General features: G+C 43.9%; 24 protein-coding genes. 12 read left to right on the top strand and 12 right to left on the bottom strand.

What is annotated here, in order from left to right; translation table 11 throughout:
- Positions 1-18: 18 nt before the first annotated feature.
- Both EXW93_RS01535 and EXW93_RS01530 read left to right on the top strand, forming a co-directional pair.
- Entirely contained in the window at positions 19-1653 is a 1635-nt protein-coding gene (locus tag EXW93_RS01535) for a DUF2075 domain-containing protein (RefSeq protein WP_174315956.1), read from the top strand.
- On the top strand, positions 1650-1949 hold the full coding sequence (locus tag EXW93_RS01530; protein WP_174315955.1) for a nucleotide pyrophosphohydrolase: 300 nt from the start codon (positions 1650-1652) through the stop codon (positions 1947-1949). The genes EXW93_RS01535 and EXW93_RS01530 overlap by 4 nt, the downstream gene beginning before the upstream one ends.
- Before the next feature lie 62 nt (positions 1950-2011).
- Here the strand turns inward: EXW93_RS01530 and EXW93_RS01525 are convergent, their stop codons facing one another.
- The 7 genes from EXW93_RS01525 to EXW93_RS01495 form a co-directional block, all read right to left on the bottom strand.
- Positions 2012-2767 (bottom strand): HNH endonuclease, encoded by a 756-nt coding sequence (locus tag EXW93_RS01525; protein ID WP_174315954.1) that lies wholly within the window; start codon positions 2765-2767, stop codon positions 2012-2014.
- A 180-nt stretch (positions 2768-2947) separates the two neighbouring features.
- Positions 2948-3214 (bottom strand): hypothetical protein, encoded by a 267-nt coding sequence (locus EXW93_RS01520; protein WP_174315953.1) that lies wholly within the window; start codon positions 3212-3214, stop codon positions 2948-2950.
- A gap of 99 nt (positions 3215-3313) precedes the next feature.
- Positions 3314-8392 carry a DNA phosphorothioation-dependent restriction protein DptH gene (gene dptH, locus EXW93_RS01515; protein ID WP_174315952.1) on the bottom strand — a complete coding sequence of 1693 codons (5079 nt, stop codon included), beginning with the start codon at positions 8390-8392 and terminating at the stop codon, positions 3314-3316.
- On the bottom strand, positions 8373-9629 hold the full coding sequence (dptG, locus tag EXW93_RS01510; protein WP_174315951.1) for a DNA phosphorothioation-dependent restriction protein DptG: 1257 nt from the start codon (positions 9627-9629) through the stop codon (positions 8373-8375). The genes dptH and dptG overlap by 20 nt, the downstream gene beginning before the upstream one ends.
- A gap of 117 nt (positions 9630-9746) precedes the next feature.
- Complete coding sequence (gene dptF, locus EXW93_RS01505; protein ID WP_174315950.1) at positions 9747-11963, bottom strand: DNA phosphorothioation-dependent restriction protein DptF; 2217 nt, start codon at positions 11961-11963, stop codon at positions 9747-9749.
- 80 nt (positions 11964-12043) lie between these two features.
- A complete protein-coding gene (locus EXW93_RS01500) occupies positions 12044-14368 on the bottom strand; it encodes a DEAD/DEAH box helicase family protein (protein WP_174315949.1) in 2325 nt (774 codons plus the stop codon).
- Positions 14365-14688: a nucleoside triphosphate pyrophosphohydrolase gene (locus EXW93_RS01495; RefSeq protein ID WP_174315948.1), complete on the bottom strand. Its 324-nt coding sequence runs from the start codon at positions 14686-14688 to the stop codon at positions 14365-14367. The genes EXW93_RS01500 and EXW93_RS01495 overlap by 4 nt, the downstream gene beginning before the upstream one ends.
- Before the next feature lie 89 nt (positions 14689-14777).
- Here EXW93_RS01495 and EXW93_RS01490 point away from each other — a divergent pair, with 89 nt between their 5' ends.
- Both EXW93_RS01490 and EXW93_RS01485 read left to right on the top strand, forming a co-directional pair.
- Positions 14778-15167, top strand: coding sequence for a RidA family protein (locus EXW93_RS01490; protein WP_174315947.1), 390 nt, complete (start codon positions 14778-14780; stop codon positions 15165-15167).
- A gap of 271 nt (positions 15168-15438) precedes the next feature.
- Positions 15439-15990 (top strand): DUF4352 domain-containing protein, encoded by a 552-nt coding sequence (locus EXW93_RS01485; protein WP_174315946.1) that lies wholly within the window; start codon positions 15439-15441, stop codon positions 15988-15990.
- Between the two features lie 19 nt (positions 15991-16009).
- Here the strand turns inward: EXW93_RS01485 and EXW93_RS01480 are convergent, their stop codons facing one another.
- Both EXW93_RS01480 and EXW93_RS01475 read right to left on the bottom strand, forming a co-directional pair.
- On the bottom strand, positions 16010-16363 hold the full coding sequence (locus tag EXW93_RS01480) for a hypothetical protein (protein WP_174315945.1): 354 nt from the start codon (positions 16361-16363) through the stop codon (positions 16010-16012).
- Positions 16360-16740, bottom strand: a complete 381-nt coding sequence (locus tag EXW93_RS01475; RefSeq protein ID WP_174315944.1) for a hypothetical protein — start codon at positions 16738-16740, stop codon at positions 16360-16362. The genes EXW93_RS01480 and EXW93_RS01475 overlap by 4 nt, the downstream gene beginning before the upstream one ends.
- 149 nt (positions 16741-16889) lie before the next feature.
- On the opposite strand from EXW93_RS01475, the gene EXW93_RS01470 reads away from it, so the two are divergent.
- The 5 genes from EXW93_RS01470 to EXW93_RS01450 all read left to right on the top strand — a co-directional run bounded on the left by EXW93_RS01470 (position 16890) and on the right by EXW93_RS01450 (position 21822).
- A complete protein-coding gene (locus tag EXW93_RS01470; RefSeq protein WP_174315943.1) occupies positions 16890-17570 on the top strand; it encodes an ABC transporter ATP-binding protein in 681 nt (226 codons plus the stop codon).
- Positions 17563-18594: an ABC transporter permease gene (locus EXW93_RS01465; protein ID WP_174315942.1), complete on the top strand. Its 1032-nt coding sequence runs from the start codon at positions 17563-17565 to the stop codon at positions 18592-18594. Before EXW93_RS01470 ends, EXW93_RS01465 begins: the two co-directional genes overlap by 8 nt.
- A 73-nt stretch (positions 18595-18667) precedes the next feature.
- Positions 18668-20746: a methyl-accepting chemotaxis protein gene (locus tag EXW93_RS01460; RefSeq protein WP_174315941.1), complete on the top strand. Its 2079-nt coding sequence runs from the start codon at positions 18668-18670 to the stop codon at positions 20744-20746.
- A gap of 21 nt (positions 20747-20767) precedes the next feature.
- Positions 20768-21418, top strand: a complete 651-nt coding sequence (locus EXW93_RS01455) for a Type 1 glutamine amidotransferase-like domain-containing protein (protein ID WP_174315940.1) — start codon at positions 20768-20770, stop codon at positions 21416-21418.
- Positions 21415-21822 (top strand): NUDIX hydrolase, encoded by a 408-nt coding sequence (locus tag EXW93_RS01450; RefSeq protein WP_035399133.1) that lies wholly within the window; start codon positions 21415-21417, stop codon positions 21820-21822. The genes EXW93_RS01455 and EXW93_RS01450 overlap by 4 nt, the downstream gene beginning before the upstream one ends.
- Before the next feature lie 47 nt (positions 21823-21869).
- On the opposite strand, the gene EXW93_RS01445 is transcribed toward EXW93_RS01450, so the two are convergent.
- Entirely contained in the window at positions 21870-22961 is a 1092-nt protein-coding gene (locus EXW93_RS01445) for a GGDEF domain-containing protein (protein ID WP_174315939.1), read from the bottom strand.
- A 145-nt stretch (positions 22962-23106) separates the two neighbouring features.
- Between EXW93_RS01445 and EXW93_RS01440 the strand changes: the two genes are divergently transcribed.
- Positions 23107-23283, top strand: a complete 177-nt coding sequence (locus tag EXW93_RS01440) for a hypothetical protein (protein ID WP_167341066.1) — start codon at positions 23107-23109, stop codon at positions 23281-23283.
- Positions 23284-23372: 89 nt separating this feature from the next.
- On the top strand, positions 23373-25022 hold the full coding sequence (locus EXW93_RS01435) for a methyl-accepting chemotaxis protein (protein WP_174315938.1): 1650 nt from the start codon (positions 23373-23375) through the stop codon (positions 25020-25022).
- A 47-nt stretch (positions 25023-25069) separates the two neighbouring features.
- Here EXW93_RS01435 and EXW93_RS01430 read toward each other — a convergent pair whose 3' ends face one another.
- Entirely contained in the window at positions 25070-25597 is a 528-nt protein-coding gene (locus EXW93_RS01430) for an NUMOD4 domain-containing protein (RefSeq protein WP_174315937.1), read from the bottom strand.
- A 132-nt stretch (positions 25598-25729) separates the two neighbouring features.
- On the opposite strand from EXW93_RS01430, the gene EXW93_RS01425 reads away from it, so the two are divergent.
- A complete protein-coding gene (locus EXW93_RS01425) occupies positions 25730-26308 on the top strand; it encodes an AAA family ATPase (protein WP_174315936.1) in 579 nt (192 codons plus the stop codon).
- 38 nt (positions 26309-26346) lie between these two features.
- Here the strand turns inward: EXW93_RS01425 and EXW93_RS01420 are convergent, their stop codons facing one another.
- Positions 26347-26688 carry a GNAT family N-acetyltransferase gene (locus tag EXW93_RS01420; RefSeq protein ID WP_174315935.1) on the bottom strand — a complete coding sequence of 114 codons (342 nt, stop codon included), beginning with the start codon at positions 26686-26688 and terminating at the stop codon, positions 26347-26349.
- Positions 26689-26795 lie beyond the last annotated feature (107 nt).

The following is a 26795-nucleotide window of genomic DNA, read 5'->3' as shown; positions in this document are numbered from 1 at the left end:
TTGAGGGGATCTCATACAGTGAAAAATCTCTATTTCGAGAAACGCAAATTTACTTATAGTGACGTAATCAATACACAGTCGGATTTTATAGACGATTATCCGATCGTTTACCTATTGTATAATTCAACTAAAGAACAAGCATATGTGGGGCAAACGGTTCAAAAAAATCAAAGATTAAAATCCCATTTAAAAGATTCTCGACGTAAACAACTTGATCAAACAATTTTAATTGGACACGAGCAGTTTAACCAATCGGCCACTTATAACATAGAGTCTAATTTGATCAACTTTCTGATTGCTGACGGCAATTATAAGTTGCAGAACGTCAGTCAAACAGCCTCTCGCTATACTCATAATTATTATCAAAAGTCCTTTTTTAATGAGACGGTCTTCGAAAACATTTGGCAACGATTGCGTGAAGAAAGCATTGCTAAAGGAACACTTGAACACCTACGCAATAAAGATGTTTATAAACTTTCTCCATATCGTGAATTGTCTGAGCAACAACTCGAAGTAAAACAAGCAATACTAGAATATTGCAAAATAAATATTACACAATCAGGACATCATGTATTTATTGTTGAAGGAGATGCTGGGACAGGCAAAAGTGTTTTGCTTAGTTCTTTATTCAATACAATCCAGGACCTGTCGAAAGATACAAGTTCCGCTCTTTATCAAACAGACAATTACTTACTTGTTAATCATAGTGAAATGCTAAAAACGTATAAATCGATTGCGGGAAGCTTACCGAATCTGAAGAAAAAACAATTTCAAAAACCTACACCATTCATAAATACATTGAGTAATCAAAACACAATGGTAGACATTGTACTAATTGATGAAGCACACCTACTCTTAACAAAAGAAGATACGTATAACAACTTTCATCAAAAAAATCAGCTGAACGAAATCATCACACGTAGTAAAATCACTATTCTAATTTTTGATCCTAAACAAGTGTTAAAAATCAAGAGCCACTGGGGACGTACTACTCTTGAGGAAATCGTAGGTCCCTTCGCAACGAAAACGTTACGATTATCCAAGCAATTTCGAATGCAGGCTAGTCAAAAAACATTACATTGGATCAATCGTTTTGTAGAACGAGAGATTCTACCACTACCATCAGACTCTAACTATGATTTTCAAATTTTTGAAGATCCTGAAGCATTCAAACACGCAGTTTTTCAAAAAGATCAAGAATATGGGCTTTCAAGAATGGTATCAACCTTTGATTATCTGCATAAAAAAGACGGTGCTGACTATTATGTAGACGAGGATGGCATCAACCTTCCCTGGAATCGTAGTTATTCAAATATAACGTGGGCCGAAAAAACCGAAACGATAAATGAAGTTGGATCAATCTATACAATTCAAGGATTTGATTTAAATTATGTAGGTGTTGTGCTTGGTCCTTCCATTCAATATGACGAAGAGACTCAGCAGCTAGTCATTGATTCTACGCAGTATAAGGATAAAGGCGCCTTTGTTTCGCGTCAGGACTTAAGTAAATCAGAAAATGAACAAGCCAAAGAAGATATCATATTAAATTCATTAAATGTTTTGATGAAGCGAGGCGTAAAAGGACTTTATCTTTATGCTACGAATCTGCAATTGCGAAAACGTCTATTACAGCTAAAGGAGAATGACTCATGAATGAAATTGAATCTTTAATAAAAAAAGTCGATGACTTTCGGGATGAACGGAATTGGAGGCAATACCATAACGCTAAAGATTTAGCGATTTCTTTATCTATCGAAGCGTCTGAGTTATTGGAGGCTTTTCAGTGGAAGACAAGTGAAGAAGCTTGGAAAGAAAACAAAGAGAATATTAAAGAAGAGATTGCTGATGTATTGATTTACGCATTGACTTTATGTAGTGAATTAAATATCGATGTAGAAAAAATTGTAATAGATAAGATTCTAAAAAATGGGATAAAATACAAAATATAATTTAAATTAGAAGGCAATTTCTGTATAAAAATTTCATGAGTTGTCCTTCTTATTGATTTTCATCACTGCTTATAGTAATCATATAATTCATCAATAGTTAAATCTATCCCACTAGAGTTGAGGCGTGCTTTTCTGCTATGAAATAATCTTTTAATCATATTTTGAATCTCTTCAAATGTACCATAATGAATTTTTCTATGGCACATTGGACAAATAGAAACGATATTAGCATGTGTATCTAAGCTATTCGTATATTTATTTTGAAACTGTATCGGAATGAGATGATGAGCTTCAACATAATTTTCCTCAGTAAATTTAGATACAAACAACTGATGCGTTTCATCCAATTCGCATAAGTATCCAGCTCGTTCCAGTGCCTCGCGAGCATATCTCGGATTACGGAACCAGACCTCTCTTCCATGAACAATGATTTTTTTAGGTGTTGTTTTAGGAGCCTCTTCCATCCTGATTCCATTATCAGAATCCGCTAGCAAATACTGGTGAAACTCACGCATCTCATATGCGTACTCATCCTCTATTTCTCTAACTTCAAGTTCTTGTTTCCACCTCAATAAATGATTCAATGCCGCACCATACATATTATTTCCGCGTTTGTTCTTATCGATGAAATCTGGATGTTCCATAATTTTTCTAATCATTTCTTCAGACTCGATATCGAATAGCTCCTTTTCATTAGACAACCCATATGAATCTAGCTCTCTGGAGACACTATCGATAGCAAAAGCATACTTTTTGATCGATTGTGACGAAACGGTCGATGTCTCTTGCATCCATATAATAAAATTAGATTTGCTCATCTCAGCTCCCCCTCTTTACTTTCTTGTTTATAAAATGAAGGCTAACTTCGCAAAAACGATGTCAGCCTTCATAACCATTACTTATCAAACTGATTGTATAGTCCTTACTATTTCTCCACTTGCATAGAACTTCTCGTCACTACCTCGCAACTTAATATGATTTTCCCAAATATAGAATCTTCATTTTGCATCATTTGAGTAATCAAGAGTGATTTCCTCCGTCATCAAACGACGTAATTTTCTAAATTCAACATAATATACTTTTCCGCCTTCAACACGAATTGCCATAATCGAAATATCTGCCTGATCCAACTCATCTACTTGCTTTGTAGTTAAATCAAACCATCCATGCTCTTCTTTATATAACTTCGTCTCCGGTGTACAAAGTTTAATCGTTTTATTCTCGCTTGTTACTCCTCGATAAATAATACGTTTTTGTCCAATCAAGGATAATGAGCAGTCGTAACGTTGTTCCTCGCCTCTAATACTATTTCTTTTAGTGGAACAGACATAATATTTCCTACTTGATTCTCAAAAAATGCTTCATCACTTCTCATTCAACGCCGGTATATCTACAATATGCTGACCATTATATGAACGACCTTGCTCATCCAGGAAATGCCCTACACTGAGGCACTGTCCTTTGCGTAATTGGCGTAAATCGTCCGGATTCGCCATGCCAATTCGACTCGCAAGAATTTTGAGTTCGCTTTCAGCAGGAGAAAAATATATCTTTGTCCCAGCATTATCTAAAATTGATAGTTCATCTTTTGCGAAATTATTAAAAGTTTGAGTCGCAAACCATGCTGACCAACCAAATTTTCGACCCTCACGTAAAATTTTTGCTGCCGGCGAACCATCTGTAAATGATAAATTTTGTGCTTCGTCTAATACAACTGGAATGGGTTCATCCTTTGTTCCATCCTGTGTAAAGTACCATAAATCCCATAGAATGAATTCCGTCATCAATTTCTTAATATCATCTTGGTCGTAACCAGCGAGTTGAATGACGGTCACCTTTCCACCTGGTCCAAAATATTCTTTCCATTTATCTTCTCCTTCATAGTCGAATGGATCCATATCAACAAATTGTGTCAATCTACTTGTGATCGATGCGATTACGCTCGAAGTAGCTATATCCAACTCTTTAATTTCCTCCAATAAATGTTCCATTCGCATATGGTCGCCATGTTTGATGATTCCACGTTTCGTCGCTTCATAAAGCGCACTCTTCTGTTGTGGACCGAATGTCTTGTAGACAGCTTGGAATACATCCGCGACACGTGTTGCCACTTCATTAGGCTTTTCTTTCTCAATCCGTCCCACAACTTCTTTATCACGACGGCGGAATGGATTCAACGGGAATCCTTCATGATAAACAATGCGTTCCGTCAGTTTCCCTTCCATTCGCTTTAAAAAAACTTCATCCAGTTGTGTTAACGTATAACTACTTGAATAATCTATCACAAGTGCCGATTGTCCACTGTTAGCCAAGTCAAGCAAAATTGATTGAATAAAATAAGTCTTCCCTTGACCTGATCTTCCACCGATTAGCAAATGACGATTCGATAAATTTTTATCCATGAACTCCCAATGAACTGCTTTACCTAAGCTTCTCCCAATCCAAGGGCGTATCTCTTTATCAGGCGGTGTCACTACTGGTGGTGTCACTACTGGTGGTGTCACTACTGGCGGTGTCACTACTGGCGGTGTCACTACTGGCGGTGTCACTACTGGCGGCTTCGGTGGCGGTTTAATCGCCACACCCTCCGAAAGCTCTTTCATTGAATATGCAAGAGTAGCATAGCCTTCATATTCTGGATATTCAAGCACCACTACACCGTTTCGTCTTTGACTCGTTGCTGCTTCTGCTGCTTTACGGAAAGAGACGACAAAACCTGCACCGAATTCTTTTTCAAGCTCATTCGTAATATCAAAATCGTCATTCAAGAGACCGTCGATTTCTTCACCTGATACTGTATAATCGCGTTCTGGCCAAACCTGATTATGCTTTATCTTTTCAAGATTATTGAGATAGATTCGCGCGAAATAATTTCTCAGGAACCGTGCATCAAAACCTTCGTCTGCAACAAGATAATCATGCAAGCGTTGTTTTAATTCTTTGACCTGCGAAATTCCTTTATCAATAATAGGTGTTTCATTTAAACCAATTTTAACCTCGACCGGATAAAGATGTAATTTAAGTCGACCATCCACTTGTTCAAGACCCATCAACATTAAATCATCACTACAATTCCCACGTCTACCAATTGTCTTGCCTGAGAACAATCCATCTTTTCTACTGAGTCCTACGCTCCCAGTCACCCTTACAATTTCCTCCATCGCAACAGGGACCCATCGAATATTCGGATGGTCAACATGTAGTAAGATTCTTTTGATCGCTGAGACCAAACTCATCTTTTCACGCTTATCATGGCTACGATTTTGGACAGCCCGTAACAACCATTCTCCATTAAAAGTGTTGAATGCAAGAATGACGTTCTGAATCGCCTCTTTCGTCATCTCTACCTGCTGACTCTGCATGATTTCTTCGATGACATTGAAGTAAAGGTTTGATTTATCAGTTACTGTGATTGCATCGTAACTACTCGATGAGGACAGTTGGTCACTGTAATGGACAATAACGAGATGGTCGGAAGATTCTTGGAAATATTTCAAATCTACGGACGGATCAATGAACGTCACCCAATGTGCGCTTTCATAGAGAGATTTTAAGAAGCGTTCACTCTCGGTACGCACGTGCATTGCGAGCGCAATACCTTTAGTGTATGCATCATGTCCGCCTCCTTGCATATTGGCGATAAGTTCGTTCATCTGATAACCAAAACGTGTCAGTTGCGTTCTTCTCGTGTCACTTTCACCGATTCCATACCCTGAACGATATCCACTACTATCTGTTCGTGAAGAAACACTCGTCGTGAATAATCCGTTAAGATTCATACTGCATGGTAAACTCGTCATCAATTGACGGGATATGTTCTCTTCGTTTCGCATCTTATAAAAAGTTACATGCGCATACTCCATCGTTTCTTCAAAATCCTTTTTCATGTAATGAATCGCAGACTGGAAAGCGACCATCACCTCATCCGCTTCAAAATCTTTTGTTGCGAAATCTATACCAATTCGTTCTTTGAAAATTGATGCTGAACTCGCTTCGTTCAGTTCATCGAAGACACTAGACGTTTTTTCATCTAGTTTATAAGAAGTCACCTCAATATGGCGTAATGCATCCAAGTGACCTGACTGACGTACTTGACTCTTCAGCCAATCCACGATACCACGAAGAACTTCACGATCATTCGCAATATTTACGACGTTGATACGAAGTGCAGCTCTTTCATCAATGGAGAATAGATACTCATAATGATCAACGAATTGTGTCATCTTCTCTGAAACGATTTTAGCCAAATAACTGCTTGTTTCTCCTACAGACGCCTCTTCACTCGGCCGATATAAATGCCACTCTGCCATTCGACTTTCATCAATCGGCATGTATAAATCATCTTGCACCTTTAGATAGGGTATAACATACATTGCTTTCAAACGCCGCAATATATTTGAATCAACTTGTTCTTCAGCTAATTCTGCCGATACCTGCAGCTGATAGGCGACATTTAATGGAGCGAAAGGTGAGAAATATATGGATTTCCCTTCCCGAATCATTCCCAGACGGAAAAGATTTCGTTCTGCGTCTATCATGACTTGTGAACTTTCTATTTGTTCGATGCTATCGAGATATGCATCGACATATCGTGTTCCCACCTCAATCATTTCTTCATCATAGTGAATCAAGGAAGGCATTCCGCCTTTTCGCTCGATAGTTTGTAAAAATTCCATGTATATCTCTTCAAGTGTGTATGGAAGCTCTAATTCAACTTCCTCCAGTTCATCCAAACGAATTACAGCAGATCGCATTTGTGTAGTCGTCCAGTTTTTCTCCATCATCAAATAACGGCGGTCATTCTCATAAATCGTGTAAGGTAGGTTATCAATTTCGACACGCTTTCCATCTTCAAGCATTTTAAAAGAAGAACGAGATTGACGTTTCTTTTCCCATAACTTCGAACCTTCCAATGGAATCGAACGGATCGCAATATCTTTAACGACGATTGGTATCGAAGTTCGCCCATCCGAGATTCGGAATCGAAACTCATCCTGCTCCTCGATTTGGTCACCTTTAAAAAGTAAGATAGCTCCTTCATCGATAGTTACCGTCTCATCATCTACTAGAACAGGAATTTCTGTTTCTCCTTCGCCGATTCGAACACCTCTTCCATCAAAATTCAACCGGATTGCCTGTTTGCTTTTAGGTGTCGTATCGACTTGGAAAGAAGAAAAATGAGGTACTAACCATTCCTTCGGACAACGTAAGATAGCAATATTAAATTTATACGTACTCGCCGCTTTATTCTCGTGTTTGTAAACTACTCGCTCGAACAACGTTTCACCTGATGAAGCATCAATGTTAACTCGAATTGAGTGTCCGCTCGATACAGCATTTCCTGTCGAGATGAACTTATTACTAACGTGACGATCAAATGGTAACTTTAGTTCGATAGTCGAAACATGTGGAGGAGCAAATAACAATAGATTCCATTCGCGTCGTCCGGCTTTTGTGTCTGCCTTAGGTCGTTTCTCAAGTTGGACTTCCTCGATTGGTGTTATATCATCCGTTGATACTTGGATGCCGTTTGCCTCGAAATGAATCACTTTCTTCTCTGAAGCGACCTCTTCCCACTCAAGAATCTTATTGAAATCCTGTACATACCACTTTTCATCATCACTTAAGATCGAAGCCCCTTTGTCATACAATTCCTCTAAACGATCTCTTGCATTCCCCATCTCGACTAACCGACCTATTTCTTCATGCTTTCGAGTATTCACGTCAAGACGTCGGTCGATTTCTCGTTGACGTTTGATCCATTCTCTCGAGGTCATTTCATACTGCGCTTGCTCTTCTAATAAGATACCAAGTCCACTATCTTGGAAGTAATGAAGCGCACGATAATCCGCTTGTTCTAAATTCCCCTTTTCTAGCAAAGCAAGCGTCTCCTCGAAATCAAGGAAGGATGTATTTTGCATACGCGTTGTTTGTTCACGATTCTTTAGATAATGCATGAAGGCGGCTTGTTCTACCTTCGAAAATCGACTGACCTCTAGCAACTCATCCATACTCTTGACCATCTGACTGACGTGTAGTGGAAGTCCCTCACTCATGAGATTCCGTCCACCGCCACGAATTGAGTCATTAAGCGTGTCGGAAAGAAGGACCAGAGAAGTTCCCTTCCAAATTCCTTTTTGTTCACTCATCTCATTTCGAAGTGTAACTAAGAAGTCGATACTCGTATCAATCCCCGTTGCAGCAATAACGAATTTTTGACTGCCGTATTCTAAGGAAATCGTCTCGTACGTTCGCGTTCCAGATGGATGACGGTACTGAAATGGTTTACTCGTCGATAAATTGGATAGTGCATCATACATTTCTACGACGTGTTTCCTAGAGGGCAAGTGAACATAATATCGATCCGTTTGTTGATTTAGTGCCTCTTGCTGAAAGAAGCGATTCAATTGTTGACTAATATGATTAAAGAATGGATTTGACATATTGAGCATCCCCACTATCGCTTTTCTTTTCCAAATAATTTAATTTATCAAGTAGTTTAACGACTTCTTCTTTCGAATTATAGTCGAACCAAACACCTCGTTCTTCGAGCCGATTCCATAGCTCACGTAATTCGATTCGCTCCTCTTTTACTGATACTGCAACCAACATCAATAACTGTTCTTGTGACAAGGATAACAACGTTCCAAGTGAACCACCGTTTTTCCGATAGAATTGTTTTACAAGCATTTCAAGTGTCTTCGGATATCGGGAATTCAATTCTTTTGATACTCCTATCCGAATCGTTCGATGTAAATCTTCGAAGGCATCCCGTAATGTTTTTCCTTCTAAATTATGTGGTACATCCTGTTTCGTCCAAGTGGCATATTCTTCTTCTAACCATTCATAAATCGATGATATGAATTGGTGTCTTCCTTCTGGTTTTTCAGCGAAAAACTCGAAGTAGTCATGATATAGACGGTTCTTATCATGATCCATAAAATCGTTCATCGATAAAATATTCAATGCATGCTCATGTGCATAGAAATGTTCCAGTCCGTACTTAATCAGTCTGTATCCACTCTCATAATTTTCACGCCATTTTGCTCCCTTTTCCCATCGAAGAAGAAAGTATAAAGGTTGAAGATGGTGCGCCTCAAAATGCCCGATTTTGTTCACCTTGAAGATAGTTTGCGTAATCGATGTGAATGCATAATGGACAAGTAATGCTGACAGATTCTCTATTAGGAATTTTGGATTACGCCGCATATGTGCTACATCCTCTTGAAAACGTTCCTCAAGTCCAGGAAATAATGAGCGATACGTCTCTTCTCCTTGATCGTAGCGCGCTACTGGAGATAATTGCTCCATGAGTACTGTAGTGATGATATCCATCTCCTCAGTCGTCTGGAAGTGGTCATGTAAGACAGTTCGGCTTTCTCTCGCATATGTGTCATATAGGTACCGAGCAAAGTCGATTTCCCCTATTTGTTCTCGTTCATTTTCCGAGAGAGGTACTCGCTCCAATTGCTCAATTTTATCGATTCGCTGACTTGTTACGTCATGATTTGATTCTTCGAGATAGTACTCAAACAGTTGCTTAGACTCATCATCGTCGAATTTTCCTAGTCTTAGCACGTCATCAAAAGACTGACTTTTTAAATCGATTTCTGCAGATTTCCCTTTAATCATCCGTACGAATGCACCGGTAACTGATAAAAAACCGTTCTCAAATTTCACACGCTCTGGCTCTCGGGTAGGAAAAGGCAGAAGATAGACGTTCTTTCTTCGTGCAAAAACATATTTTCCACCTTTTCCTGCAAAACGCCGAATGCTTTCCTTCTTAAGTTGATACACTTACTTCACCTTCTTTACTTCGTATCGTGATTTTGAGAATTTTGGTTTTGAAATTTCTAGCATCGAGTAATCTAGTGTATGGACAAGCAATAATTTATTCGTTTTATCTGCCCCTTGAATTAGCTTTTCATGAAATTCAGCAAATTGAAGTGCATTTTGTACATCTTGTTTTGTAGGACGGTAGCCGGATGCTACTTTTTTCAGTAAAGCAAACAAAGAATAATCCAAATCAAATAAGTGGTTTGTCGCATCTTGTTGATATCCGATACGGACCGAAGGCTCAAAACGAGTTAAGATATTCTGCCCTTCAGCCATCCCATACGTTTCTTCGTCGACACTTTCTTCGACTTTTAACGTGATGGCCATACGGAATCGTTTATTCGGTGGATCGATGTATATATAACCATCGCGCGGCGAACCTTTCCACATATACAATACGTTGTTTAATAGTTCAAAGACCTCGCCCATACCTTCTTCGTCCCCGGTGTAGTAAGCAAATAATAACTGGACGAATGATTCATAGATATCATCAATTTTTTCTGGATAGAGTAAAGCATAGTTACGAATCAACAGACGTGCGAATGCAAGCTGTGTCTCACGACCATCAACTTCTGATAGACGTTCCCATATACCACCCAATGCTCGATTACCTAGAATTTCTTTAACCATTCTTTCAGGATGTTCAGTCATGATGAAACGTGTCAACATCATATCGAAATGTTGAAGGCGCATCTTCAAAGGATCAACTTCATGTAAAATATGAAGAAGAGGAGAACGGTCAGGGTGTGCGAATAATAGATTTGGTAACATAGCGTCAATATGTTCTTGAAGTGAAGAGATAGCTGTCGTCACCTTTACCGGTACGATGATATCGTAAATGAAGTTGTACAATGCCCGCATAGATATGATTACTTTTTGCTTAATCATCGCCTCGACTAAAGCTTTGACGACTGCTTGTTGTACAGATTCATGTTGCAACAACTCAAAATTCTGATGAGCTACCGTTACATTTTCTTGTTGAATATCTTTTAACCATGATTCATAAAATGGATTTTTTTCATCCTTCGCTGTGATACGTCGGATGATTTCCAAACAAACTCTAGAAGTGGCCCCATTCGACGTCACTTCATAAAATTGTTCTCCAGAGAAATTAAGTAGATGGAAATGCCCTTCGCTTTTTCCGTTACTCGCGGCTGATGCAAACACTTCACTTCGATCGATAAATGACGTCACTTGATTAAAACGCCCTTTAGATTTTTGAAGATGATAAAAATTATGCAAGACCCCTAAATTGATGGCAATAATTGTCGTCCTCGCCTTTTCCGGTGATGCATCGAAATGATGTAAGACTCTCTCCAGTGTCTCAAGCGCATTTTCACTTGGATTATGTGCTTCGGTCGAATCATTATGTACCAGCACCTCTTCAAAAAGATCAGGACGATTCTCCATCAAATAAGCAAGTAGATGACTTTTCCCATCCCCTACACTACCGCATAAGAGAATCAGGCTAGGCGAGGGACTCTTGCGAGCCACTTCCAGTTTTTCCGTCAATATTTCCTGAATAGGACGAACAACATGCATATAAGCCCGAAGAGATCCAAACGATTCTGCATGAACAACAGATTCTTTCGATGAAGATTGTAAGACACGCATTCGCGTCAAAAAGTCACCAGACTCTGTTCTGAAACTAGTGTTCGCTTCTTTGTCTTCAAAGTGTTCGGGTTTCTCGATAGCCATCTCAACGGGTGTAGGACTCGTCTCAATAATTTTAGACATCGGAAAATCTGAAATCTCATTCTCTTTAGCAAAGAACTTACGAGCACTGACCCAATATTGAGCTATTTCGATTAAAATACTAAGCGCTCTAAATCCTTTTGAAACACGAAGATTCTCTGCATAAATTGAATCGCTTATTTTAATATATTCATTCGCAATTTGAAATTCGCGCATCGATACATTAAGTCCAACTCGCATATGTTTCCATGCCAAATGTAATAAATTTTTTTGAAATAAGTGTGATTTCGTTTTATCTTGGCCAATTTGCTCAGCTAATTGTGTCGAACGCTTTTCAGATAATGCTATGAATAATCCATCAAGATACGCTAATGCTTCCGTCGGACTATCTTCAATCATTTGATTAATCTCATCGAAATGAAAAATTATTTCGTCTACATGAAGAAGCGTCTGTAACTCTCCCCAAACCTCTACTTCTTTCAATTAATCTCACCCCAATTAGTTTATACATTTATTTTAGTAAGTTATATTTAATTTTATCATTACTTGGATAGAATGAACATTCAGTTTCCTTTTTTAGCAAAATATATATTAATTCTATATCGAACAATTTCTAATATCATTTCATAAAAATCATCCGACGCATAACCAACTGTCGAAATGGTTAATTTGTTGTTTTCGAATACGAATGGATTACCCATTTTCGGAAACGGCATCTTTTTCAATAACCGTTCTACTTTTGCTGAATCAAACGGTCCTTTCAACTCCGCTGTTTGTGCATCTTTCGACTCTCGATACTTTTCCGCATGCAAATAATCATAAAAGAATGGTGCGACTTCCTCTGCAGTGATCGGTTCCATCCAGCGCTCTTCTCCCCGCTTAAGCATCGCTAACAGAACGACCATCTTATAACTTCGGTTCATGATCGTTTTTTCAACCTGCTCGATCAATTCTCGATTTGCGTCGTACGCTTTGACCTCTTCGTCTGATAGCTCCTGATGCTCCTTCAAGAACCCAACATAAGAACCCCACTCTTGTTTATAACCTTGTGGAACTGCTGCATATTCTCCGATTTCAACATACGATGGTCGACGACCGAGTTCATATTTGATTTGCTCGTATTGCTCAATCAATCGTAACTTTCGCTGGTTTGGCTGTCGTAGTCGATGAATCAATTCCAGTGCCCGCGTATCGAACTCAATCACACAGCCGGGCGGTGGCGTAATCGGTTCTCTCTCCCCTCGCTTGAACGATTCTTTCATTGTTCCTAGCAGTTTCAGTTTCGTCTCGACGTTACGATAGTTCCCAATCAAGTCGATGATGACGCAGTGCGATTTGTCTTGCGCTAAACGTAAGCCGCGTCCGATTTGTTGCGTGTAAATGGCGACAGATTCAGTCGGTCGACAGAACAGGAGTGTATCCACTTTCGGAATATCGACACCTTCGTTGAACAAATCGACGGTAAAGAGAACGTCAATCTTACCTTGCTCGAATGCTTGCATATATTTCGCGCGATTCGTCGTCTGCCCTGTCAGTGCAAATGCCGTCGTTCCTTTTTCCCGGAATACTTGCGCCAGATATTCTGCCTGCTTGATCGACGAACAAAAGCCAATCGTCTTCGTTTGCCGATGTTTCTCCCACGAATGATAGATATTATCCGCGACCTCTCGATCAAGTTGTTTATGCTCGAGCTGCGTCGCATCATAGGTCCGCCCGATTCGTCGTATCTGGGAATAGTCAATCGTGTCATGAATACCGTAATAATGAAACGGCGTCAAAAATCCTTCAGCAATCGCTGCTGTAAAATGCATCTGGAAAGCAACGTTATGGTGACAGATTGCATAGACATCCGCACCGTCCATCCGGTCTGGTGTCGCTGTCAGACCGAGCAGGAAACGGGGCGTGAAATGATCGATGATCTTTCGATAACTCGTCGCTGCCGCGTGATGGAACTCGTCAACAATGATGAGATCAAACTGATCCGTTGCAAAACGGTCCAAGTGACGCTTTTGCGCCAGCGTCTGGACGGAAGCGAAGACGATCTCTGTCGTCTCCGTGACGGTCCGGTCACTACCGATATAAAAGCCGGTCTGCCACGCCGGATTGACTTTTTGAAACGAACGCTCCGCTTGCAGTAATAGTTCTTTTTGATGTGCCAGGAACAGGACTCGTGTAAAGTCTCCCGCAAAGAACGCACTGAGGTAGGTCTTCCCTAGTCCAGTCGCAAGCACCGCCAACGCCCGTGTCCGCCCTTCTTCCATCGTTTCCCGTAACGCGCGGAGCGCTTCTTCCTGCACTCGGTGCGGCAGGATTTCTGGTGCAACGACGACTGTTCCTTCGTCATACTCGACTTCTGGTTCTGCGACATATTGACGTGCCGCATACTCTTGACGATAGGTTTCTAAGACAACCGGATTCAGTTCTTCTGCCGATTCGCTGAGGTAAAGATCCATGAAGGCATCAATCGCATCATCAAGGATCTGTGGAGCGACAGCTTGTGGTAGATGGACGTTCCATTCGATTCCAGACCGAAGTGCACTGTTCGAGATGTTCGACGAACCGACGATTGATAAGCCAGTCTCTGCGTTTCGAAACAGATACGCTTTCGGATGGAAAGAGCGTCCACCAGACCGATAAAAGCGAACTGACAACCCATCCAGCGCAAGCAACTGTGCTAATGCTTCTGGGTCAGTGATATGTAGATAGTCGCCAATCAACAGACGAATCTCGGCTCCTCGTTGCAACGCACGACGAAACGCCGGGACGAGTAAAGCGACGCCTGACTTCTGAGCAAACGCTGCGACGATATAGACTTCCTCTGCCAAATCAATGGCTTCGATAAGTGAGTCATATACATGATGCGTCGTCAGCTTCGCTTCCGGGATCAATCTTTGACCTCAATCAGATAGAGACGTTCTTCGAATCCGCCGCGTTGTTGCTGTTTCTTCGCTCGGACGGCTTCCAGTTCCTCGACTGTCACGCGATGTATCTTCGCTAACGCTTGGATGAGCTCCAGTAAATCAGCTAACTCCTCGACAGCGTCTGTGTCCGTCGTCGCTTCCTCGTATTCAGCGAGTTCTTCATGTAATTTCTTTTTCGCTTCCACTAGGAATTCATTTTCGTCCAACGTGCGGAACGTCGCTTTTTTCCCGTTTTGGTCGATGATGTTTGGAATCGCGTCTCGAACTAATTTATGATAAAGTGGCATATCAATTCACTCCTTTGAAGGGTTGAGGGATATCCGAGTCGAATCACTCGGTGTCGTACATATGTATTTTATAAGAGGAGGTTCTTTTCATGTCTATATTCAAACAGATCGACACAACGAACGCCCCTGCTGCGATTGGTCCTTACTCGCAAGGCTTTATCGCAAACGGAACACTCTATGCTTCCGGGCAAATCCCGATCGATCCAGCAACAGGTGAGCTTGTACCAGGCGGGATCACGGAGCAGACGGAACAAGTCATGCGAAACGTCGATGCCATCCTGAAAGAGGCAGGACTGACACCTGACCGCGTCGTCAAGACGACATGCTACTTAACGAGCATGGAACACTTCGCTTCTTTTAATACGATCTACTCCGATTACTTCGCACCGCACAATCACTTCCCAGCTAGGTCTTGTATCGCTGTGAAAGAACTACCGAAAGGTGCCTTGGTCGAAGTCGAGATTTTAGGACTCCTCTAATCACACATCACGCATTTTGCGTGATGTTTTTTATTTGTAAATCCTTGTGGTGTCCTCTCTATTCAAAACCTAAAAAATAGAAATTTCAAAATTATTTTAATATAAATAAATTATGGTATTAATTTGGGTTTTATGATAGATTATTATTAATTCTTACTTATTTTATATTAAAATTTGTTATTTGTTAAAAAGTATAGCATTTTTTCCATTTTAATAAGTGTAGGAAATACATAGCAATTCTTATTGAATTCGAAGGGATCGGTTTATCAGTATGAAAAAGCTTCTTAAATTGGTACTTGGTTTGATCATCGCAATCGTCATTCTTATCGTTGCAATGGTCGCATGTACATCATTCTTCGCAAACGAAGTAGACAAAGAGCTCAAAAAAGGAGGAGAAGTCACTACAGTCGATTCAAAACAGGCTAAAGGCGATAAACAAAAAAATACGCCTAAGCATTTTGCATTCGGCGATACGATCAAAGTCGGTGATGTACAGCTCACGATTTCAAAAGCTCAAAACCAGTCTCCTGCTCAATACAGCGAATCAAAAAATGGCAATGTCGTTGTATTTGATGTAACAGCAATCAATAAAGGAGATGATTCTGCTTTCATCGATGATACGGAATTCAACCTCTATATTAATGATGAACAAGTCGATTCTTATTTCGGAGATGACATGGCAATCAGTGGTGATTTAAACAAAGGTAAGACGTTAAAAGGTAAACTCTTTTACGATGCACCAAAAGGTCAGTCCCTCGAACTTATCTACAAACCTTCTTTCTCATGGAACGATAACGAAGTCGTCTTTAAAGGTGAAAATTAATGAGTAAGCGCTCCTAGTTTTAAGGAGCGCTTTTACTTTGTTTTGCTCGTCGTTGAATCGCATGCATCACGATTGGTATTTGTACAACCAGATTCAAGATACTTACTCCGATCACTAGTTGACTGATCGTCAATGGATTGAAGTACCCTTCGCCATATCCTCTCCCTACGCTGAGCGCGATCCCGTATGAAATCGCAAACGAAACTAGATTGCCGATGACGATATATTTCGGTTTCCCACTCCGCGCAAGTGAATACGATAGAGCACCGAGTCCAAACAAAAATAAGGCATAGCCTAGAAGTGAACCTTCTTTCCAATCAAAATAGGGTCCAAACCAAGCAAAGGGAATCACATACAACCATGTTCGTTTCATCGCTGCCCCTCCTGACTCGCTTGTGATGTGAAAAAACGATACAACGCGTCACGGATGTTTCTCCATCCAGGTGGATAGACATTTGACTTGCTGATACAGACGGTTTGGTTATTCGTTGTTACTTCAAGCGTCCAATCCGTCCCGTCTAGCATCTCATGGACTGACTCAGGATACGTCCCCCACGCTACTAGATCATACTTCCTCATCCACGTATCCATGAACGCTAGATCGTCTTGTGTCAGTGTGCGTCCTCCGGGTGCCGTCAATCGATTTTCTTCATCTTCCGCTCGAATCATCCGACTTGCGCGGTCCCACCAAAACGTTTGTCCTTTTCCCATGCCGGACTCGCGGTAATAGATCTGTTTTACTGTCTCCATCATAATCATCCCCTAAATTTGATGTTCCCAGTATACTCCATTTATTATTTTCAACCTGTTACATTTTTTACTATGGTTCTACTGATTTCTATTGCTGTGAAACATTTTTCTTCTTCTATCAGTAGATGGAGTGAAAGGAGATGTTTACTATGCATGTATCCATACAGCAAGCTGGATATGACGTCGGTCAGCCTGTCTTACAAGAAATCGCGTTTGACTTACACTCTGGAGCCATCACCGGTTTGGTCGGTACGAACGGTGCGGGAAAAAGTACGACGATTCAAGCGATGTTCGGTACGCTACCTTGGGTCGAAGGAGAGATCGATTTACCGGTCTCACTCGCCTATATTCCGGAGCAACCGACCTATTACGAATATTTGACGCTCGCCGAGCACCTTGAGCTGGTCGCCTCGCTCCACGAGACGGATCATGCCTATACAGAACGACTCTTACAGACGTTCGAACTGCATGCTGTCACAGGTGACTATGTCTCTTCTTTCTCTAAAGGAATGAAACAGAAGGTGATGCTCGTCTGTGCCTTGATGCAACGCGCGGACTGCTTAATCATCGATGAACCGTTCGTTGGTCTTGACGCGGTCGCGACGATTCGCTTGTTACATTTACTCGAAGCAGAACGAACGCGTGGCGTAGCGATTCTGCTCGTCACCCACGTCCTTGATTCCGCGGAACGTCTTTGTGACGACTTCGTCTGGATTGATCAGGGGCGCATCAAACATCAAGGAACACTCGCTCAAATCGGTGAAGCCTCTGGTCAACCCGGCGCTCGCTTGTTCGACATCATGGAAGCGATGGTGCTCGAGCATGATTGAAACCTTTTTGAAGCAACGGATCCGTCGACGGCACGCGGAACAACGTCGCTTCTTTCGAGAAATCTTTGACTGGACAATCTTGCTGTATCTCGTCGTTCCGGTCGGTCTATTCATCATCTATGAGACGGTTCAGATTTTAAACGGTCAAGCGGACTGGGTTCAAACAGTTCCGGTCGCTTGGATTTTACTCGGTTGGATCTTGTATGGATTCCTGCCCGCTTTTTACGCTTGGTTCGAACCCGCAGATCGCCTCTTCTTCAAACCGGTTCCTGGAGCGATCGTTCGAATGAAGTGGTATTCCGTTCGGTATCACTTCGTGCGGATTTTTCTAATGACTGCCGGATTACATCTACTCTGTTTTCCGTTACATAGCATCCGGTTTGACCAATCTAGTATCACAGTACTGCTGATTAGTCTCGTGCTCTCTTTGCTCCAACCGTTCTTTAGCTTTTGGACATACCGGCTATCCGGGCAACGATTCTTGCGGAAATGGAGCGGTCATCTCGTCCTAGCAACCGGACGTATCACCCTGTTACTCCTGCTTTGGCTGCAACCGCATTCTGTCCTCTTCGTCGTCGCACTGTGTGTGTTGTTGCTCGGATCCCTTCATGTCCGGCGCTGGTCACGGCGCGAGGACGGATTAACGGAGGACATCCTGCTATCGACGAAACGACAGTCGAGTTTATCGGCGACCGTCCTTGAATTGAACGGTGCCTTACCAAAACCGTCGCATCGAAAGCGTCCGTTCCTTCATCTGCGATTATTCAATCAGACGCATCAGCAACTCCCGCTGATCACGTATCTGCGGGATTCGAGTAAACGTCGTTTCTTACTTCAGCTGTTTGCTGCGATGAACTATGGTCTTCTCGTCTTACCATGGATCGGACGTGGTCTTGTCATCGCCTTCGTTCTGTTCGTCCTGTATCAAGAAGTAAAACAACACGCTCTGTGGTTTAGACAGCAGCGCTTCTATCGGCTCGTTGACTCTCGTATTACAGCTTCTGCGGAAAATAAAGTCATTTAAAAGATATGGGAATCCAATATCTCTTCTCGTATTCCTTTCGTACACTAAAGGTAACCTAAAACGAACGGAGTGTATGCGTATGAAGTGGGGTCTGTATCCGAAAATGTTACTCGCTTTCCTCGGTCTTGCGATCGTACCGATCGTCTTGATCGGTTCGTTTTTGTATGTTGAAACGAAGAGTGCCTTAACGGACGAAGCTTACGCGAAACTTGAGGCGATTCGTGATGCTAAAAAAGCGACTGTCACGCAACATATCGATGAGAAATTTTTGAACCTCGAAGCATTAGCAGAGAACGAACAAGTCCAGCAAGCATTCGCTCCCTTAACGAAACAGTTTGCGGACGGTGGACTGGCAAACGACGCCTACCAACAAGAAGCCAAAAAATTCGATACCTACTTCAATCAATACATCGAGCAGTTCGGCTTCTATGATGTCTTCTTTATTGATCCGGACGGAAATGTCGTCTATACGGCGTTCAAAGAACCAGATCTCGGTCAGAATGTCGTCACCGGTGATCTCAAATCGTCAGGGCTCGGAAAAGCGTATCAGGACGCCTTAACAAAACAAACAGGCGTCATTGCTGATTATGCGTACTACGAACCGTCAAAAGCTCCTGCTGCTTTCTTTGCGATTCCCTATGTCGACCCAAAGACGAACAAACCACGTGGAGTTCTTGCGCTTCAGCTCGCCGGTGATCGAATCAATCAGATCATGAAAACAACAGCTGGACTCGGCAAAACCGGTGAATCGTATCTTGTCGGTGCCGATCAACGCTTACGCTCTGATTTCCGAGCGACAAAACAGACCGAAGTCGGTGAAAAACGTATCCAGTCGACGCCGGTCAAACAAGTCATTGCCGGTCAGACGAAAACGACAGAAACAACGGACACCGATGGTCATGAAGTCGTGACGTCTTTCACACCACTAAAAATCGCTGGTCTCAACTGGGGACTGATCACAGAAGTCCATACGGAAGAAGTGTTTGCTTCTTTATCTGATTTCGTTCAAAAGCTATTGATTGCGTTAGTGGCGTTAATTGCTTTGGTAGCACTTGCTGCGATCCTCTTCACACGCACGCTCGTCCGACCAATTCGCGCGTTACTGCATAGTGCGGGCGCGATTGCCGAACACGATTTATCACAACCGGTCGTTGCGACGTCACGTGATGAAATTGGACAGCTCTCCCGTTTATTCGAGACAATGCGCCTCTCTTTAATCAATTTGGTACAGCGAGTCGATGCAATGTCACGGACGATTGATGACTCTCTCGCTGAGCTCGTCGTTGAAGCCGAAGAGACCGGACACGGAACAAAAGAGATGGCAACAGCAATGACTGGAATTGCCGCAACCGCCCAGCAACAGTCTGGCGCATTTGATGGGCATACAGCGTCCTTACAATCCTTGACGGCAACAATCGAGCAAACTGCGCAGACATCGGCTCTCGTCGTCGATAACGCTAGTCGTTCAGAAAATCTTGCAACGACCGGACGTTCGGATCTCCATGCCGTTACGGAACAGATGCAATCGATTCAAAATGCGATTGATGAGGCTGCCGATAAATCACGTCGCGTCCAAATCGCTTCCGAGAATATCTTAGAGATCATCAGTATCATCGAATCGATCGCTAACGAAACGAATCTTCTCTCATTAAACGCTTCGATCGAAGCCGCACGTGCCGGGGAACAAGGCAAAGGATTCGTCGTCGTCGCACGCGAGATTCAGAATCTTGCCAACCAATCGAAACAGTCAATGGTTCGTGTCCAGGAAACAATTGATTCGATCCAACTGGAGACAAAACAACTCGAAGACGCCATGGCACGCGGAACCGTTGCCGTTCAAGACGGTGTCGTTCGCGTCACGGAAGCGACGAAATCATTTGATTCGATCGTCACCCAGTCAAAAGGGGTTACTGTTGATATGGCCGCCCTTTCTGAAACGAACCGGGATGTCTTATCGACCGCTTCCCACCTCGTCGCGCAAGCCGAACAGTTACGCGCCGGAATCATTGCCAGCGCCCAAGACAACCAACATGCATCCGAGCAATCACTCGCTTTCAGCGAACGAATGGATGTCGTGCATACGCTGACGGAAGAGATTTATACGCTCTCCCGTGAGTTGCACGAGACGATCAACCGCTATACACTGGATTAAACTTGAAAGGAGACATGCCTCATGCCGACTCACTTATTCCTCTTTGGAGGCGGTCCTCCTTTTACACCGAACTTACGAACACGATTTGCCGCATTAACGAACGGTGGACCGGTCGCGATTCTATACGTTCCACGAACCGGTAAGGACTGGACGAGCTACGCCTCGATTTATACGAAGCCGTTACAGGAAGATGGCATTTCGTCTTTCGTCCATCTGCCACTATCTGACGCACCAACAGACGGACAACTCGCGCAACTGAAGCAGTGTCAAGGCATCATCATCTCCGGTGGCGAGACCGAATTGTATCAGCAATACCTGGTCGGTACACCGATCGGTGACATCATTCAGTCGCGTTTCGTAGATGGTGTGCCGGTCGCCGGCTTTTCAGCCGGTGCCCTCGTTTCGCCCGAACGGTGTATCATTCCGGAGATCGACCAACGCGACAATCAACGTCTTCGCTTGCCTGGTCTTGCCTTACTGAACGACGCGGTCATCTGTGTCCATTACGAGACGTGGGGCGAAGCCGCCCATCTCACGCAATCGTTTACGGAAGAAAGCACAGACCGTGCTTTCGGGCTTACTGACGAGAGCGGAATCTATCTACGCAATCAGCACCTCGTCGAAACAGAAGGAACCGATCCCGTCGTATTATCGCGGAGTCCCGTCAAATGACAGCGATCGTTCCTGCCGTCAAAGGCATCATCATTCACGAGCAGCGTCTCCTGATCGTCCGCCGGGCTGCTGCTGACTTCGGTGGTGGGACGTGGGAATGCCCGGGTGGCAAGATTGACTTCGGTGAACTGCCGCTCGATAGTCTCGTTCGCGAGATAAAAGAAGAGACACAGTTGACAGTTACGCCGGAGCGTCTGCTCTATGCTTCGAGCTTCCTGACGCATCCCGATCGGCAAATCGTTCTCTTGATGTACGTCTGTTCGACGCATCAAACGGACGTTCAATTATCAGTGGAACACGACGCTTATCTCTGGGCGGACGAAACAATGATTCGTCAGTTGATCGCGCCGAATATCTTAGCTGATTTTGAACGACATGATGTATTTTCGTTACTGCATCGCTAAACACAACTGCCCCGCCTGACCAGTTGGTCGAGCGGGGCAATTTTTATTTACAGTAAAGGATCTCGATAACAGACGACGCGATTCCGACCGGTTTGTTTGGCTTCATACAATGCTAAGTCCGCTTTCTGGACAGTCTCAAATACAGTCGACGCTTGATCGGATGAAGCAGCCCCTAGCGATAACGTGACATGAAACACAGGATGCTCCTTATAAACGAAGTGTTGATCGGCGCAGGCAGATCGAATCCGTTCCCCGAGTCGTTCCGCTTGTCGAAGTGGTACGTCCGGCAATAGTAAGACAAACTCTTCACCACCGTATCGACCGACGACGCCCTGTTCCGGACAATACGATTGTAAGAGGTGACTGAGTTGTCGTAAGACGACGTCACCCCCTTCATGACCGTATGTATCGTTGATTGATTTAAAATGATCGAGATCGAGAATGAGGACGGAAAAGACCGTTCCGTTCTGAGTATACTCGGCTAACGTTTCATCTAGCTTCCGGCGGTTTCCGAGTTGCGTCAGTCCATCCGTTAAAGCCAGTTCCTGTTGCGTATGTACGAACAAAAAGTGCTTCCTTAGTTCTTGTAAGAAACGATAGGTGACGTAGCCACCAATCATGATGACGATGATATAGACGAGCGCAATCTCTAAAAACCGCTCGAACGTGTTCGTTAATAAATAGAGCGCCGGTAAGCTGTATGCGATACCTGTTCCAAGCAACACGAGATAATCCTTCATCCGTTGAGCAGCGAACCGTCGATAAATCGTCGCTGTCACGAGTAACGCGACACAGATCAAGGTTGTCAGAATCAGTCCTTGGTATTCGCCAGCTGGTGTCACTGCAAATCGGGCGCCGATGATGAACAGCATCGTGATGCTACCGCTGACTAATCCGCCGTAAAAGTACGCCGTGACGAGCGCAACGAGACGCAAATCAATCTTTGCAACGTCATAGGAAATACTGTTAAAGATCAACAGGGCACCAATCACACCGGCGATACAACCGATCGCGAGTCGGACTTGTAAGGAAGAGTTAGGCGAGATGCGCTCGATCCGTCTTAGCGGTAAAAACGCAAACAGCAATGTCGCAATCAACAGTGAGAAGTTCAACAACAATGAATTAAGCAACGTAAGCACGACGACATCCTCCTCATTCCATTTCAGATGTTTACTCTATTCCCTCCAAATTACACATTCCCCTCTTTTTCCAAGGTTTTCAAACAAGAGGAGAGGGAATCAAACAAATATGTCTATCGTCTACATCATTAAGGGGGAATCTTTCATGGACCGTCAAGCTGAAAAACGAAAAAGTAAGATGCCATTCTTCATTATTCTCGTTATCGCTATCTTCGTCATCGTTGCTGCTGCGTTGATCATTTATGTCACATCTGAACCAAAAGAAGAGACACAAGCACTTATGACACATCTTGCGACTGTCCTTCCGGTTTACGTGAATTAGATTCACAAGACCTTTACACAAGCCGTACAACACCTTCATACATGTTGCTTTATCTCCTTCCGATAGGTACACGGGAGGAGATGTTTTTTATGCTTATGAAAAAACGATTATTAGCACAACAACTAAATGGATGGTTGATTCCGATCGTTGCCATCGGGCTGATCGTGATCAGCGGTCTCAGCGTTTACGCATCGTATCAACAATCCGTCGCAGCAACTGAGGAACGGCTGATGCGTGAGTTAACCATGTTCGACGCGAATGTCCGGGCAACGTTTCTTGCGTATCCGGATGACGCGACAGACCGCTCGCGTGCCATCAAACGATTGCAACAGCAACAGCGAACCGACTTATCACGTGACGACTATTCGATTCGCTTTCAAAGCCTGAAAACGAGTGAGGCGTTCCGACCGCTAACACTCGAACCGGCAAAACGAAAACAACTACTACAGCACTTAAAAACAGCCCGTACATATGCTTTTTCGAATCAAGACCAGTTTCTTGTCGCAATGACGATTCCGGAACTCGATGACGTCATCTTGCTGACGACCGATCGCGATAAATTAATCGCCCCTGCTCGCGATTTAGCTTGGACACTCGTCTGGGTCAGTGTGATTACGCTTGTCAGCATCAGCTTCTTGATTCGCTCACGAATTAGAAGACAACTCGCCCCACTATCGAAACTCGCCTTACAGATTGAAGAAGCGCATGCGAAGCGATCGTATCGTCCATTAACACTCAAAACGACGACCTTTGAGTTACAACAGCTGACGTTTCAATACAATCAGTTGATGCAACAGATCGGAGATTTAACGGCTGAGATGCAACAAGCGAGTCAGGAACTCGAATCCGTCCAACCCCACTTTTCTTCGCGCTTATCCGCGATGGATCAATCAGTCCAAGCCGTCGATGAAGTCGCCGGTTCTTTACTTGCGCAATCGTCGCAAATGGATCAGACAATCGTCGCCTCGACACGTTTGACCGCTCAAGGGCACGATGCGTTAAGTGAGATGCAAACGACACTTCTCAACAGCCAACATGCCGTAACCCGTTTTCAACAGACTGTTCAGACGAATCACACGACACTTGAGATCTTACAAGAGGAAAGCCAGTTACTAAAGGAACAATCCGCGACGACAGAGCAGATTTTGCAACAGACCTCACACCTACAGCAACAGATGGAGACCTCAATCTCGCACATTCAGCGCGTTGCTGAAGAGACGCGCCGCTTGTCGCTGAACGCGCTGATTGAGGCAACCCGTGCTGGAGAAGCCGGTCGTGGCTTTATCGTCGTTGCCAAGGAAGTCGAAAAACTCGCAATCGATATCCGAACGAGTACAGATCACATCCGTCAAGTCAATCAGACATGGACGGCGGGACTCGATCAAGTCGAACAAGCCATCGTGCAGATGACCGAACGTTTTCTCTCAACATCGCAACAGCTCGAGACGGCAACGGCACACTTGCAACAAATGCTGACTGAAGCGACGACAATTGAGACGACACTGGGTACCGTCGAACAACAACGTCAAATCGTCGTCCACGTTCAGTCGAACATGCAGGAACATCTACAGTCCGTTCAGCAGTTGATGTCGGAGCTCTCTTCTTACAGCCAAGTCCTCGGTGATCAAATGCAACACCACGTCAACCAGCAGACGGAACTGAAGACACATAGTGCGGTACTCGAGTCACGCATCAGTTCGTTGCAACAGACCGTTCGCTCGAGTGAATCGCCATCTTAACAAAAGGAGCGCCTCCCATCTCTGGTAAGCGCTCCTTTCCTCTGTTCTCAGCCGATATAACGTGCTTCCTTTTTATCGATGATATTTCGAATCCGGTTCTCCGTCACCTGATACTGCTCTGCCAGCTGACGAATCGTCTTCCCTTTTTCATACTGCGCGCGAATCGTTCGAATCTGAAACGATGACAGCGTCACATGTTGACCTAACAAGAGATCAAACTCGCCCAGCAGTTCAGTATACTGTTGATCGATCGAAGGCAGGACGTCTAAGTTCGATAACTGATCGTCAGCCCGTTTGCCGTTGCGCCGGACGAGTTTCGCTTCCGTGACGTCAGCCGTTAGAAAAGCTTGTGCAACGAGTACACCGACCTGGACGCGTTCTCCTCGACCACGTTGATAAAGCGTGACTTTCCGGTATCCTTCCCGATTGAGTCGCGGACGGAGCAAGACACCTTTTCGTCGTTGCTGGACACCGCGACACGTCACGATCGTTCGGTCGAGCGATCTTACGCGACCTAGCGATGAGACTTCATATATACCTACATAGCCGATGACGGATTTCCATTGTTCTTGCATGGTTGTCCTCCTTCAGACAAGGACACGACGGGACTTCATACTTGAATTATATCAAATTACGAACAAACGTTCTAGTGATGTCACTCGTCGGAATGTGCTATTCTTAGCAGAAAAAGGAAATGAGGTTCGTCTATGAAATTTGTCTTGTTACTCGGTCCCCAAGCGGTCGGAAAGATGACGATCGGTCAGGAAATCGAACGATTGACGGAGATGAAAGTCTTTCATAACCACCAGACGATCGACCTGTTATTGCCTTATTTTGATTTCTCTGAACCCGCACATCACCGCTTAAAGGATACGATCCGGCGCGAGATGTTCAAGGAAATGGCGAACAGTTCGCTCGAAGGTGTCCTGTTTACATTCCTCTGTCTATTCGGCGTCGAAGGTGGTGGTCTCGAGTTCATTGAAGAGACAGTCGAATTATTCGAACAAGCGGGTGCTGACGTCTATATCGTTGAACTCGATGCGCCGGTCGCAACACGCCTGCACCGGAACACGACCGAAAACCGATTGACGCACAAAGTAACGAAGCGTGATCTCGCTGCTTCTGAACAGGACTTACGCGAGACGGCGGACGGATACCGGACACGTTCGCTTCCAGGTGAACTACCGGACGTCAACTACCTCTTCCTCGATACGGAACAGTTAAGCGCGCGTGAAAGCGCTGAAGCGATTTGCGACCATTTCAACTGGTCCAAAACAACGGTCTAATCACAAACGAGCCCCGTCCTGCTCAAGCAGGCGGGGCTTTAGTGATGGAGTTCGCGTGCATATCGATTCGCCTGCAACTGAAATCCGTTTCGACGCCAGACTGTCTCACTGCCTGCTTCGCCGTAGACACGCGTCAGTAATAACGTCCGCGCGAAATACGACAAAATCGACGTCAACGCTTCTGTGATGTATCCGCGCTGATCGTCCTCATCCGTCGTTGTATAACGTAAGTTTCCGGTCGATCCATTCCATGTGAAGGTAATCGTTCCGACGATTGTTTTCTCACGTAACGCATGCAACGTCCACTTACAACCCGATTCGTCATCCGTTGCTTCGACAAACAGGCGTGACGTCGTAAAATCCGGATGTCTCCCTTGCATTCAGCTCTCCTCCTCGACCTCGAACGTTGCTGTCGCGTAAGCCTCTCCGTTAATCAAAATCGTTAATGTATGTGTTCCGGGATAATGGACACGCGTCGTCATGTTCC

Origin of the sequence: Exiguobacterium sp. JMULE1 (assembly GCF_013337175.1) — a bacterium.
GTDB lineage: Bacteria > Bacillota > Bacilli > Exiguobacteriales > Exiguobacteriaceae > Exiguobacterium_A > Exiguobacterium_A indicum.
This window is presented reverse-complemented; position numbering and strand designations above follow the sequence as displayed.

Excerpts from the sequence above, each read along its gene's own strand:
- EXW93_RS01530 (WP_174315955.1), top strand. The coding sequence starts at position 1,650 with ATGAATGAAATTGAATCTTTAATAAAAAAAGTCGATGACTTTCGGGAT.
- EXW93_RS01525 (WP_174315954.1), bottom strand. The coding sequence starts at position 2,767 with ATGAGCAAATCTAATTTTATTATATGGATGCAAGAGACATCGACCGTT.
- dptH (WP_174315952.1), bottom strand. The coding sequence starts at position 8,392 with ATGTCAAATCCATTCTTTAATCATATTAGTCAACAATTGAATCGCTTC.
- EXW93_RS01495 (WP_174315948.1), bottom strand. The coding sequence starts at position 14,688 with ATGCCACTTTATCATAAATTAGTTCGAGACGCGATTCCAAACATCATC.
- EXW93_RS01490 (WP_174315947.1), top strand. The coding sequence starts at position 14,778 with ATGTCTATATTCAAACAGATCGACACAACGAACGCCCCTGCTGCGATT.
- EXW93_RS01485 (WP_174315946.1), top strand. The coding sequence starts at position 15,439 with ATGAAAAAGCTTCTTAAATTGGTACTTGGTTTGATCATCGCAATCGTC.
- EXW93_RS01480 (WP_174315945.1), bottom strand. The coding sequence starts at position 16,363 with ATGAAACGAACATGGTTGTATGTGATTCCCTTTGCTTGGTTTGGACCC.
- EXW93_RS01475 (WP_174315944.1), bottom strand. The coding sequence starts at position 16,740 with ATGGAGACAGTAAAACAGATCTATTACCGCGAGTCCGGCATGGGAAAA.
- EXW93_RS01470 (WP_174315943.1), top strand. The coding sequence starts at position 16,890 with ATGCATGTATCCATACAGCAAGCTGGATATGACGTCGGTCAGCCTGTC.
- EXW93_RS01465 (WP_174315942.1), top strand. The coding sequence starts at position 17,563 with ATGATTGAAACCTTTTTGAAGCAACGGATCCGTCGACGGCACGCGGAA.
- EXW93_RS01460 (WP_174315941.1), top strand. The coding sequence starts at position 18,668 with ATGCGTATGAAGTGGGGTCTGTATCCGAAAATGTTACTCGCTTTCCTC.
- EXW93_RS01455 (WP_174315940.1), top strand. The coding sequence starts at position 20,768 with ATGCCGACTCACTTATTCCTCTTTGGAGGCGGTCCTCCTTTTACACCG.
- EXW93_RS01450 (WP_035399133.1), top strand. The coding sequence starts at position 21,415 with ATGACAGCGATCGTTCCTGCCGTCAAAGGCATCATCATTCACGAGCAG.
- EXW93_RS01440 (WP_167341066.1), top strand. The coding sequence starts at position 23,107 with ATGGACCGTCAAGCTGAAAAACGAAAAAGTAAGATGCCATTCTTCATT.
- EXW93_RS01435 (WP_174315938.1), top strand. The coding sequence starts at position 23,373 with ATGCTTATGAAAAAACGATTATTAGCACAACAACTAAATGGATGGTTG.
- EXW93_RS01430 (WP_174315937.1), bottom strand. The coding sequence starts at position 25,597 with ATGCAAGAACAATGGAAATCCGTCATCGGCTATGTAGGTATATATGAA.
- EXW93_RS01425 (WP_174315936.1), top strand. The coding sequence starts at position 25,730 with ATGAAATTTGTCTTGTTACTCGGTCCCCAAGCGGTCGGAAAGATGACG.
- EXW93_RS01420 (WP_174315935.1), bottom strand. The coding sequence starts at position 26,688 with ATGCAAGGGAGACATCCGGATTTTACGACGTCACGCCTGTTTGTCGAA.